This window comes from Niastella vici, assembly GCF_002077945.1.
In the GTDB taxonomy this organism is placed as follows: Bacteria; Bacteroidota; Bacteroidia; order Chitinophagales; family Chitinophagaceae; genus Niastella; species Niastella vici.
In genome coordinates this window covers 1-12,984 of sequence record NZ_LVYD01000060.1, presented here as the reverse complement: position 1 = coordinate 12,984, position 12,984 = coordinate 1, and the positions used below count along the sequence as shown (strand labels likewise).

The 12,984-nt window shown below is 47.2% G+C and carries 7 protein-coding genes and 1 pseudogene; 3 read left to right on the top strand and 5 right to left on the bottom strand.

The features are described from left to right. Positions 1-12: 12 nt before the first annotated feature. The 4 genes from A3860_RS27680 to A3860_RS27665 all read right to left on the bottom strand — a co-directional run bounded on the left by A3860_RS27680 (position 13) and on the right by A3860_RS27665 (position 6,987). Positions 13-3,480 (bottom strand): TonB-dependent receptor, encoded by a 3,468-nt coding sequence (locus A3860_RS27680; RefSeq protein WP_081152656.1) that lies wholly within the window; start codon positions 3,478-3,480, stop codon positions 13-15. 144 nt (positions 3,481-3,624) lie between these two features. Next, a complete protein-coding gene (locus A3860_RS27675) occupies positions 3,625-4,809 on the bottom strand; it encodes a FecR family protein (RefSeq protein ID WP_081152654.1) in 1,185 nt (394 codons plus the stop codon). Positions 4,810-4,931: 122 nt separating this feature from the next. After that, on the bottom strand, positions 4,932-5,513 hold the full coding sequence (locus tag A3860_RS27670; protein ID WP_081152652.1) for an RNA polymerase sigma factor: 582 nt from the start codon (positions 5,511-5,513) through the stop codon (positions 4,932-4,934). Positions 5,514-5,925: 412 nt separating this feature from the next. Next, on the bottom strand, positions 5,926-6,987 hold the full coding sequence (locus A3860_RS27665; protein ID WP_081152649.1) for a response regulator: 1,062 nt from the start codon (positions 6,985-6,987) through the stop codon (positions 5,926-5,928). Positions 6,988-7,512: 525 nt separating this feature from the next. Here A3860_RS27665 and A3860_RS40675 point away from each other — a divergent pair. Then, positions 7,513-7,683, top strand: coding sequence for an alpha/beta hydrolase (locus A3860_RS40675; protein WP_143774289.1), 171 nt, complete (start codon positions 7,513-7,515; stop codon positions 7,681-7,683). Between the two features lie 74 nt (positions 7,684-7,757). On the opposite strand, the gene A3860_RS27660 is transcribed toward A3860_RS40675, so the two are convergent. Beyond that, on the bottom strand, positions 7,758-10,580 hold the full coding sequence (locus A3860_RS27660) for an FAD-binding and (Fe-S)-binding domain-containing protein (protein ID WP_081152647.1): 2,823 nt from the start codon (positions 10,578-10,580) through the stop codon (positions 7,758-7,760). A 452-nt stretch (positions 10,581-11,032) separates the two neighbouring features. On the opposite strand from A3860_RS27660, the pseudogene A3860_RS42335 reads away from it, so the two are divergent. Together A3860_RS42335 and A3860_RS27650 are read left to right on the top strand one after the other, a co-directional pair. Then, positions 11,033-11,110 (top strand): annotated as a pseudogene (locus A3860_RS42335) (hypothetical protein); the annotation flags it as partial. Positions 11,111-11,284: 174 nt separating this feature from the next. After that, positions 11,285-12,607 (top strand): hypothetical protein, encoded by a 1,323-nt coding sequence (locus A3860_RS27650; RefSeq protein WP_081152645.1) that lies wholly within the window; start codon positions 11,285-11,287, stop codon positions 12,605-12,607. Positions 12,608-12,984 lie beyond the last annotated feature (377 nt).

Here is a 12,984-nt window from a genome sequence, read left to right as displayed (position 1 = left end):
CGTTTAATCGCTTTAAAATTGAGCTCTTACTCCAACAGTTACCGTACGCGCAGGCGGATAGGTGGCGCCTGACGAGCCGAGTTCGGGGTCCCACAATTTGAACTTTGAAAAAGTGAACAGGTTTTGTGCGGCGGCATAAAAATACAGGCTGGCAATACCTGCTCTTTTGAGGGATGTTGCACCCAGATCATATCCTACTGAAACCTGCTTCACGCGGCAAAAGCTTCCGTCTTTTAACCACCAGCTGCTGTTCTGATAATTATTACTGCTGAGGTTCGATACGCTCAGGCGCGGATAATCTACGTTCTGTACCGGGTTCTCTTTCGTCCACCTGCTGGTTACATTCGATAGTACATTACCGGGATACTGGCCAATGCCGGCAAAGGGAACAACCCCCACCCCGGCGGCAGCGCCGTCAACGCTGGCGATACCCGAGCCGTTGGCCATTATGCCTACATCAGACACGCCCTGCAGAAAAACCGAGAGGTCGAACTGTTTTACGCCAATGGTAAAACCCAGCCCGTACAACAGGGTTGGAAAAGAAGATTTGCCGAGGTAACTCCAGTCATTGGCATCTACGGTTCCATCCCCATTCAGGTCGCGGTATTTAACATCGCCGGGTTGAATAAGCACACTGCCCAGCTTTTGTTCAGGATGTTTATCAATATCGTTCTGGTCAACAAACAATCCCTCTGACGTATAACCGGTAAACTCAGGATACCGGTGCCCTTCCCATTGCTGATAAGCATTGGTACGTTTGGGTTCATCGGCATAAATGATCTTGTTCTTTGAATAAGTGAAATTACCGAACAGGCGCAACCGTACATTTTTGCCGTATTTATCGTTGTATTCAATACTGCCATCGAGGCCTTTGTTACTCATTTCGCCCATATTGGCATAGATGCTGCTCAACGAATACCCGCCTATGGAGGAAATAGATTGACGCCGGATCAAAATGTCTTTGCGGCGGTCGCGGAACACATCGGCCACGATATTTATTTTGTTGAACAACCCCAGCTCGAGGCCCAGGTTATCCTTGGTCGATTTTTCCCAACGCAGGTTCTCTACGCCAAATACACTTTCGGTAATACCGCCGTAATAAGTGGGCGACAACCCAAAAGCAGCCGAATTACCGCCCGAGATATAGGTGAGGTAGCCGAACCGGTCGCCATTACCTATCTGGTCGTTGCCCGTAACGCCATGCGAGGCTCTTATTTTTAACAGGTTAACCGTATTGGCTAAGGGGTCAAAAAAACTTTCGCGGGAAATTACCCAGCCCACTGACACGGCCGGAAAAAATCCAAACCGCTCGCCTTTCTTAAAGTTTTCTGAACCGGTATAGCCGGCATTTACTTCGGCCAGGTATTTATCATTGTATGAATAAGTAATGCGGCTGGCAAAACTCTGGTTACGGTATGGAATGGCATACTTCACATCGCTGGCCGTACCCACTACGCGGTTGCGCATATTGTATAACAATAAACCGCCCACTCTGTGTGGTCCCAATGAGCGGTCATAGGTAATGTTCCCTTCCAGGTACATGACCCGCTGGCCCGTAGAGCTGGAAGAATAGCCCAGGAACTGACTGCCTGTACGCACATGTTCATACACCAGGTTACCATTTGCATCTCTTGACCCCGCATACCACAGGTCGTTTACGCCATTACGGCTGTTATCAAATTCGCCGTATGAATCAAAGGAAAACCGGGCCATGGCACCCAACCCTTTGGTAATAACGTCGAGCCGTTGATTAAGGCTGACAATAGATTGTATAGTGGGCCTGAACTCGGTACTGTACCCTGAATTCTGCACCAGGTTAAAAGGATTGGAACCGCCATTGTTGCGGGGGCCGGCCCACTTGCCACCGGGGTACGACACCGGGAAGGCGATGGGATTGGTGGCGTAGGCAGCATACCAGATACGGCCGGCCGAAGTGCCCGGGTAGCGGCTGTTCACCAGCATGGCATCGAGGTTCAGCGAAAGCTGGGTGGTTTTACTTACGTTCACATCTATATTACTCCGGAAATCGTACCGTTTGAAATTGAGATTGGGATTGTACCCGTTTATTTTAGACACTTTATAACTGCCGTCCTGGTCGTAAAAAGAACCCGAAATGTAATACCGCATTGCCTCGCCGCCACCGCTTACATTCACATTCGCGTTATACATGGGCGTATAGTCTTTATAGATCGTCTTGATCCAGTTCACATTTGGGTACAGGTAGGGATCAAGACCACTGGCTGTTTTCTGAATGGCGTCATCACTGTATACCGGCGCTTCGCCCATATTGGTCTTTGCTTCATTCATTAATTTCATGTAGGAAACGCCATCGAGCATTTTTGGCGTTTTGGTTAGCCCGCTCACGCCCGATTCCGATTTTATGGAAACCCGGGGTTTGCCGGCAGCGCCTTTGCGGGTAGTGATGATGAGCACCCCATTGGCGCCGCGGGCGCCGTAAACAGCCGTAGCAGAAGCATCTTTCAACAAAGAGATGGAAGCGATGTCTTCCGGATCTATATTATTATAGGCGCCGCCAAATGAACTGTTCACATCATCGCGTTGCACGCCATCGATGATGATCAGGGGCGATGTGCCACCGGTGAAAGTGCCAATACCCCGGATGGTGAACGTAGGATTATCATAACCCGGTTCGCCACCGGTTTGCATGGATATAACACCGGCAACCTTGCCGGCCAGCGCATTGGTGAGTGAGCGCACCGGCGTACGCATATCCTGCATGTTCACCGAAGCAACGGAGCCCGTGACACTTATCTTTTTTTGCTTGCCATAGGCAACGATCACCATTTCATCGAGCCCCTTTTCAGCGAGCTTCATGACCACAGACAATAAAGTTTTGTTACCTACTTTTATAGTGACCGGTTCATAACCGGTGTAGGAAACAGTGACCACATCTTCGGGCCGGGCATCTTTTATCAGGAAGATACCATTGGCATCGGTTTGAATATTACCACCCCGTTGCAAACTAACGGTTGCCCCTGCCAGTGGTTCACCCTGTTCGTTCAATACGCGGCCGGTTATATCAACCGGCGGCGGACCAGCTGATGGTGGCGGTGTTGTTACCGGCGTCAATGCTTTTTCCTTCACCGCAATGGTTTGGCCAATTACTTCGAAAGAAAGCGGCTGATTGATGAACACCTGTTTCAGCGCGTCTTCGAGCAAAACGTTTTTAACGGAGATATTTACCGGCAATGATCTTTGCAGCAGTTTGTCTTCATACCAGATCTGGTACCCGCTTTGCTTTTTAATTTGTTGCAGTACTTTTTCCAGGGGCGCATTTTTCTCCGATAAAGAGATCTTTTGCGCATAGCCTGTTGCACTCACCTGTAAACAGGTTGCCAATACAATGATGGCAGTTAGCTTCATGATCAGCAGTGTTTTGGTTCTTCGACTCCACCCAGAAGAGCCTGGCTTACACGCATGGGCTTTCCTGAACAGCGGCGAATGAATTTTTAAATTCATACCTTTGTTTTGTTTTGGGTTAAGCAATAAACAGTCAATGTTTCTTTCCCTGATAACTATCGGGGACTATTGTTTCAATCCAGATCATTCGCCGTTCCGGCTACTACCCGGAACGGTTTTTTTTGGACCAACAATTCTATATACCTAAGGCGTTACAATTAATTTATTCCCTTCAATCCTGAAATGCACCTTGCTTACTTCCAGCAAATGCAACAGTTCAGAAAGGCGGGCATTCCTTGAAATGCCACCGGTAAAGGTGCGTGATGGAATGTTGCCTTCATACTCCACCTCTACATTATACCATCTTGCCACCTGCCGCATGATGCTTTTGAGATCAGCGCTTTTGAAAGCGGTGAGGCCGTTCTTCCAGGCCATTACCTCTTCTGTCTCAACTGGGATGGGTTGGGATAGATGGGATGACTGGGATAATGAGGTCTGTTCTCCGGGCTTCAATAAAACTGTTGCATCAGCTTTTGTAACTTTCACAGAGCCTTCCAACAATGTTGTTTTGATTGCCGGCTCGTCATCGTACGCGTTTATATTAAAATGAGTGCCGAGCACCTCCACCTGCATTCCATTAACGGCTACATGAAAGGGCCGGGTTTTATCCTTTGCCACTTCAAAATAGGCTTCACCGGTCAATTCTACCCGGCGTTCATTATTAGCAAATGCCACCGGATAACGAATAGAAGAAGCCGCGTTCAACCATACTTTGCTGCCGTCGGGCAACACAAGCTGATACTGACCGCCCCGTGGGGTTGACAATGAATTATAGGCAACTTCATACTTCGTACTTCTTACTTCATACTTCAGCTCCCCATCTTTTGTCTTGTTCACCACACTGTTTCCCTGTTGAACAAGTTGCCCATTTGCTGCACTGTCGAGGGTTATGATGGATCCATCGGCCAGCGTCAGCACCGCTTTATTTCCGCCGGGTTGTACATCATTCGGGTGTTGAACGGGTTGTACCTGTTCAGCCATTTTATTTTTTGCCGGCCGGTTAATAAACCAGTAACCTGTTACACCCACTGCCAGTACAACAATGGCGGCAACAGCTACCCGCATCCATCGAAACCGGTGCGGTTTACCTAAGGGAACTATTTTGTTCTCATTCGATTGCACAGCCTGTTGAAACATAAATTCCCAATCGGTGTCCGGTGCAACAGCCAGCGACTGCATGGTGTCATATTCGGTATCCATCAATTTTTCGAGGTATGGCCGGTGCGCGGGGTTGGCTATATGTTGTAATAATTCCTGTAATTCCTCGCGGGTACATGTTTTTTGCATGTACCGGTCAAACAGGTATTGTATGCGGTCGGTGAAGGACATGTAATAAAGTATTAATGATTTATGGTTAATGGTATTAACTATACAGACAGTTGAAAAAAGAAGCAGGACCGGGAAAATTGAAACTTTTTTTAAAAAAAAGAGAAAGTTGGTGATTGAAGGGCTCAGAACCAGAATAAAATGGGGAGAATGGCAGAATAACGAACCAATTGTTCCTTTATATGTTTCAGGATCTCAACGAGAATATTTTTGATCCGGCTTTTTGACAAACCCAGCCGGGCGGCAATTTCCTCATGCGTAAGCCCCTGTTCACGGCTCAGGCGAAAGATGGTTTGCCGCTGTGGCGAGAGCAAATTGATTGCTTCATTGATCAGGCGCTGGCTTTCCTGTGCCTGTAACAGATCTTCCGTGGTATTGTGGTATGGTGATAAATTGATCCATAATTGTTGTTGCAACTGCTGATCGCGCGCCGCCCGGGCTAAATGGTTCAATGTTTTGTTGCGCGCAATGGTGTAAATATATTTCCCGGGAAATTCAACGGCAGGAAGACTGTCGCGGTTCGTCCATAATTTCGTGAATACTTCCTGTACAATTTCCTCCGCATCTGCAGCGGAATGGGTCATCTTCAATACAAAAGAAAACAACCGCATTCTATACAGGTCAAATAATTGCCTGAAGGCCACCACATCACCACTGGCCACCTGTTGTAACAGTTCGCGGTCGGTATATGTATTATCCAATGACACCGTAGCGTTGATTATTCATTCAATAATGTTGAAAAGCAGTTCCGAGACCAAGTTAATATAAAAAAGGGGCATTTATTGCTAAATGCAACGCAATCGATTGTGATGAATACAGACCGGTTGCCTTATTTTTTTGCCGGGCACATTACCGGGTCCGCAAAATTATGATCAACATTTATCAACAATCATAATAACGTATGATAGCCATCATAAAAAACTATACGCACCTGTTATATATTCGCATAACGGGTTTTTCATAGGATATTTAAAAAATCAGATCGAGGCGCCGATTCATCGGGGCCTCCTTTTTTATGTTCATACATATAAACATAAAGCAAAGGGCCCCCATTGCAAAAGGGGCCCCTACTTTTTAATATTTTTAGTTAACTACAGGCTATGTGTATCCTTCAATACATTAGTTCAATAAATTTTCCAGTTCTTTTTCGTTGAGGATAGTGATGGCGCCGTCATGAATATCGATCAGCTTTTCGCTTTTGAATTCGCTGAGGGTCCTTATCATGGAAGCAGTGGCGGTGCCGGCAATGGCCGCCAGGTTCTCGCGGCTCAGGTTGATGGATGATTTGTATTTCCGGTTCACCGTGATCAATGCATCGGCTACTTTTTTGCGGAGTGAGTTGTAGGCGAGCCCCAGCAATAACTGTTCTTTTTCCGTGATGTTCTTCGCCATCATGTTCATAAACCGCAGCACTACTTCGCGCCGCGTATTCATGAGGGCATCAAATTCGTCTTTGGGAATGATGGCCAGTTCGGTATTTTCCATGGTTTCGGCGCGTTCTTTATACACCGTGCCTTCAAGCAGGGCAACATACCCCAGGAAATCGCCTTCGCCATAGATGCCCACGATGAGCTCCTTCCCTTCTTCATTCGTTTTATACGTCTTTATCTTTCCTTTCTTTATATAATACAGGCGGGCGGGGCGGTTGCCTTCTACATAAATGATCTGTTTTCTTTTGTATTTGCACACGTCGCGGTTGTCGCTTAAAAGGGATAAAATATCTCTTTCAGCTATAAGCGGCGACAGCCCATTCACGGCATGGCCATTGCCATTTACCGGCGCTTCATGCGGCGCCAGTTCCTGCTTCAGCCATTCGGCCCGCTTTAACCGGCATTCAATGGCCTGTAACAGTTCAGTTTTCTCAAATGGTTTGGTGATATAATCATCGGCGCCCAGTTCCATCCCTTTTCTCATTTCGGCCCTTTCGGCGCGGGCGCTCATGAAAATGAAGGGGGTGTTGCGAACGGCGGGGTTTTTATGCAATAAGTGAAGAACGCCATAACCGTCTAATTGCGGCATCATTACGTCGCACAGGATGAGGTCAGGTTTCTCGTGCAAAGCAATTTCGATCCCCATTTTTCCATCTTCCGCTGTAAAAACCTTGTAATTAGCCAACTCCAGTATCTCGGCAATGTTCTCCCTGATCCCGGCATTGTCTTCAATAACAAGAATCTTTTTCATGTTTGGTTGAGTTTTAAAGTGTAACAAAGCTGTTTACATGCCATGGCAGGCAATGCAATGGACATATAGTGTCTTCGCAGGAACGAAAAATGTTATTGATTACTTGGTGACGTTCGGATAAGGCACGGCGGGTAAGAGCTGAGTTTCCGGAGTAGAATCTTTGAATAAATTGGAGCGAATTCATCTCTGTTATACACGGTAATGAGAATCAATACAGTGATGGAACGAGTGAAAACCTGCCAAGGATTGGTTATTGTTGCACAATTGAATCGGTTGGAACTGATATTTAAACCTGTTCTTTTAAAGATAACATATTTTAAATATTATTCCTATACCACTCATTAAAATTTCATGAATTCATTAGGCAATTGATCTCGGTGAATTACCAATTACTTTTAGGATTAATATTTTCTGGTAAGACACGGAAGGGAAGTGTAAAGTTGCATTAATATTTTTTTTTCTGCGTCCTGTGCCGTCCGGTATTTTGAAACTATTTAAGAAACCGTTTTCTTAAATAGTTGATTATTGAGTAATAGTCAGTTGTTGCTGTTACCGGGTACCGGGTACCAGTTGCCAGTTGCCAGTTACCAGTTACCAGTTACCAGTTGCCAGTTACCAGTTGCCAGTTACCAGTTGCCAGTTACCAGTTGCCAGTTACCAGTTGCCAGTTGCCAGTTACCGGGCAGAAATTTATGACAGTTCGATTAATGGCGGGCATGCTGACATTAAGTTCCTGGTAACCGGGAACCGGGAACTGGTAACCAGTAACTTTAATCCGTTACTTCATCAAGCAAATACAAGATCGATCGATAGTTCTTCCCCGATGCTTCGGCGAGCGCCATTTCACAGGTCTTTGCAGTGGAATAGCAATCATTGCATTGGGTGTTCTTCACTTCGGCCGCTTCGGCGCTGGTGGCTGAAGCAGGTAACCCGGGATAAAAAAAGCCGCGGTCGCCGGCCATGCCGCAACAACCTGCTGTGCTGGGAATAATTGGTTCCAGTACAGTTTGAGTTGCCAGTTGCAACAGGTTCTTATTCAGGTTCATTTTATGCAGCGAGCATACGGGGTGAAACACCGCTTTGTCTTTTTTCCTTGTGATGGTGAGCCGGGGCAACAGCATATCGGTGGCAAACTGCAGGCTGTCGATAATGGTCAATTTATCAAAACGCTGTTGATTCTCCGGCGTAAGGTGTGGGCGGCAGGTTTGCAGTGAATGCGTACACGAAGTAATGTCGAGCACAATGGGCAGTGCGCCCTGTTTGCTCCACTCCCACAAAGTGGTGATTGTTTTATTGACGAAGAAACTGTATGCCGGTGCAAATCCTTTTGAAGAAAAAGGCTGGGCGCAACAGGTACCGGTGAGGTTGGCAGGTATGAGCAGCCGGATGTTCGCTTTCGTGGCCAGGCGGCGGCACACTTCCACAATGGATTCTTTTTTCTCGATATCGCGGCCCATCGTTCTGCTGATGCACGAAACAAAATACACCACATCAGCCTTTTCGGGCAATTGTGGCGTAACTGGTACCGGCGCAGTCAATTGGGTGGGCCATAAAGGAAATGCCGGTGCTATTTTTCGTATGCCGCTGGTGAGTTTGAACATGGCGTTCTTACCCAAAATACTATTCACCAGTTGTCCGCTCCGCAGGCCGGTTTTGATCAACCGTTCCACCAATCCAAAATTTTTGGCCACCAGCCCGGCAATGGCATTCCCGGTTTTGGAGTGGTTTTCTTTGCGTAACCGTTTCACCAGTTCACCGGTATTGATGGCTACGGGGCAATCAGTAGCGCACATCCCATCTACCGCGCAGGTATCGAGGCCATCGTAGGCGTAATCCTTTACAATGCTGTTATACGTGGCGGTATCGCCTGCTTTTTTAAGCCGCGACAGGGAACGGCGCAGCACGATGCGCTGGCGCGGGGTAAGGGTAAAATGGCGGCTGGGGCAGCGGTTCTCGCAATAGCCGCATTCCACGCATTTGTCAACCTCGGCTTCCACCACGGGCATGGGCTTCAGGTTCTTTAAATGACACTGGCTATCGGCATTGATGATAACGCCGGGGTTCAGGATGTTACCGGGATCTATCAGGGCTTTTAATTCCTTCATGACGGCATACGCGTCGGCCCCCCACTCTGTTTCAACATAGGGCGCAATTACCCGGCCCGTGCCATGTTCGGCTTTTAAGGCCCCATTGTACCGTTTTACCACCAATTGCGCCAGTTCATCATTAAAAGCGCCAAAAACGGCTATTTCTTCAGGCGTATCAAACGACTGCGACAGCAGGAAGTGCAGGTTGCCTTCCTTTGCGTGGCCGAATACGATGGCATCGTAATATTTGTATTTGATGAACAGTTGTTGCAGGTCTTCGATGGCGGCGCCGAGGTGTTGTACCGGCACAGCCACATCTTCGAGCAATGCTGAAGTGCCTTTTTGACGGACGGCAGCTACGGCAGGGTACATGCCCTTGCGCAGCTTCCAGTAGCCGGCCTGAATGGTTTCATCGGTGGTGAATTCCGTTTTATACGTGATGGGCAGCGCCTCGATGAGCTGCGCGGCTTTTTCCATTTTCTGTTGCAAGCCTGTTGCGGTATCGGCCTGGTATTCGCACAGGATGCCCGCGCTGTTTTCGGGCAATGATTTTAAAAAGGCCGGTGCGCCGGCGAGGTCTTCAATGGAATGAATGGCGGCGCGGTCCATAAACTCCAGCGCTTCCGCATCGCTTTCCTTCAGGGCCGGGATGGCGTTGCAGGCCGCAGCCGGCGAAGCAAAGAACAGCAGTCCGGTGCTTTTATATGGTTTATCGGGAATGGTGTGCAGCACTGCTTCCGCAATAAAGGCCAGGGTTCCTTCGGCGCCAATGAGCAAATGCGCCAGCACATCTAACGGGTGCTCGTAGTCGAGGAAGGCATTGATGCTGTACCCGACGGTATTTTTTATTTTGTATTTCTCCCTGATCTTCGCTGTTAAGGCCGCATTGTTCCTGACCTGTTGGGTGAGTTTTTGAATACCGGCGAACAGTTGTGGCTGGGTGGTCTCAAAGCGTTCGTAATCGGCTTTGTTTTCCGTATTGAATAGTTCCCCATTGGGCAGTACAAATTGCAGGTATTGTACGGTGTGATACGAATTATTGACGACGCCGCAGCACATGCCGCTTGAGTTATTGGAAAGGATGCCCCCCATCATGGCGGCGTTGATAGAGGCCGGGTCGGGCCCGATCTTCTTTTTATATTGTTTCAGGAAATAGTTCACGCGGCTGCCGGTAATACCGGGTTGCACGCGTACGGCATTGCCTTCCATTTCAGCTTTTACCAGGGGCCAGTTGCGCGACAGATCAACGAGTATGCCTTCGGTAACCGACTGGCCGCTGAGGCTGGTACCGCCGGTGCGAAAGGTAAGGGAGGTTTGGTATTGTTTGGCGAGCTGAAAAAGCAGTTGCACTTCCTCGATGTTCACCGGGAATACCACGGCCTTGGGCACCAGGGAGTAAAAACTGGCATCCGATGAATACGCATGCAGATCGATTGGGCGGGTCTTTACTCTTTCTGCCGGGAAGTATGCTGCCAGGGCCTGTTGTATCTCCTTTTCCTTCGTCATGGGGTAAGTCTCCTGAATGATTTTGCTATACTATAGGTTTCTCGCCGCAATGTACGCCATTCGCAACAAAGCGGGCTGTATTCCTATAGACTATGTGCTTAGGTATAAGGGAATTACCTGGTGATGGGCAGGGATTCTATGGGGTTGCAGAAACCGGCAAAAATACGGGGCAGGTATGGCAGGAACCGGGTTGCAACGGGAGGACAACGGAACGTTTCCAGATTGAAATGAATTGAATTCAGGTTGCAATGAATCATTCCGGGCTGCAATGATCTGAAGCAAGTCTGCAATAATGCAAAACAGGCTGTAATTATGGTAGCATTTAGTTCTTTGCAGGAACTATAATTTCATACCTAACGCCGCATATTTCGCACAGTTGAAAAAAAACTGCTGCGGCAAAACAGGCACGTGCTGCGAGTAGCCTTGATGAATCGTCAAATAGAAAATACTACACAGATCCAAAGGGTAGATGTTATTCCATTACTGCAAGTGGCAAAAAACAATACGTAAACAAAAATTTTTGTCAGTAACGTTCAACGCCTCATACTTCTTTGCACTAATTGGTTTACCGCATAACCGGGATAGTAAATCTGGGGAGTAAACGATATTAGGGAAAACATGTAAAAGGGGAATAAATATTGACCCGTTTGCAATATTCATTCCCCTTTTGATCGTTTCTTCTGAATCTCTTATAACACTATAAAATGAACAGTAAGTTTACAAGCGCTTTATCCCTCCTGCTTTTGTCAGCCGCTTTTGTGGCCTGTAAAAAAGATCAGCAAAGCCAGAACCAACAACAACAATCGTATAATGTGCAATTGGTAACACAGAAAACCCTGGGCAGTACCTATAAAGATGGTATCATTTCCATGGCCCCGGCATTGGATGGCGGTATTCTACTGACCGGCCTTACCAATTATGTTGGTTCCAGTCAAACGTACCAGGGCGACGCATGGATAGTGAAGCTAAACAGTAACGGAGATACAATTTGGACACGTGCGCTGGGCGGCGCCAATTACGATGGGGCCTTTAGTGCAGTGGCAACCAGCGATGGGGGTTATGTAGTTGCTGCCGAAACCCATAGTAATAAAAGCGGTTATGTAGGCACGAACCATGGCGGGTCTGACTGGTGGATCATAAAACTGAAAAATAATGGTGATACTGCCTGGACAAAACTCATTGGCACTACTATAGATGAATATCCTACCTCCATAGCTATTACACCCGACGGCGGTTTTGCCGTATGCGGTTATAGTATAGATCTCAACGGTAATCAAGACGTAATGGTTGCCAAGTTGAACAGTAGCGGGAATGTTGTTTGGCAGAAAAAACTGGGTGGTACTGGTGATGACTCAGGGAATACACTCGCCGTTTCCAGCGAAGGATCTATACTGATAGCAGGAACTACCGAAAGCAATAACAGCGGTGATGTGGGTGCCAGCCATGGCATGGATGACGCCTGGGTCATTAAACTGAACAGCAATGGAGATAAAGTATGGACCAAACTACTGGGTGGCATCAAGGACGACTGGGCCTCTTCCATAAAAAGCACATCTGATGGCGGATGCCTTATCGCAGGCACAACCAGCAACAGCGAAAATGGTGATGTAACCGGTAAAAACCACGGCAATAACGATGTGTGGATAGTGAAACTGAACGCCAGTGGTGATATAACATGGAACAGTCTGCTGGGTGGTGCACAATATGATGGGGTGGCCGATTATTCACAAATAGCCATTACTACGGATGGGGGGTATATAATAGCCGGGTATTCCACTTCTTCCGATGGCGATGTAGCGGCAAACAAGGGAGGTGAAGACTTGTGGGTGCTGAAACTGAACAGCAGTGGCCAAAAACTATGGAGCAAAACTTTTGGCGGTTCAGGTTTCGACGAAGCAAGCGGTGTTATAGTGAATGCCGATGGAAGCTTTTGGGTTGCCGGCAATACTGAAAGTAATAACAACGGCGATGTAGGAACTATCCATGGTTTAATGGATGGATGGCTTATAAAGGTCAAAGATAATTAAGCAAGTTGCAACGTCGTTATGATCCGTCTTTTTAAAGAGGCAGGGATCTTTACCAATAAAACCAGAAGGTAATTTTAAAGTTTATCATCCAATTTTTCAACACAACGTAAATTAGCAATTTCCTACAACCACCTTCATAGTAAGTATTACCAGATTGAAGAAGGCACCTAAAAATGTGTTTGATCATTTAATGGAGATGGCGCAGCGTTGCAAAAAATTGTAAAATAGCCAACTATTACTTTTATAATTCCATTTAATTACCATTTGTGGCTTTCTTTCTCATTTTCACAATGGAAGTTTACTCGAATTACACAGCTGTAAGCTACCAAACACTGTTTTTTGGAAAGGGCGGCTAAAAAGTTGCTAACTATGCCGCA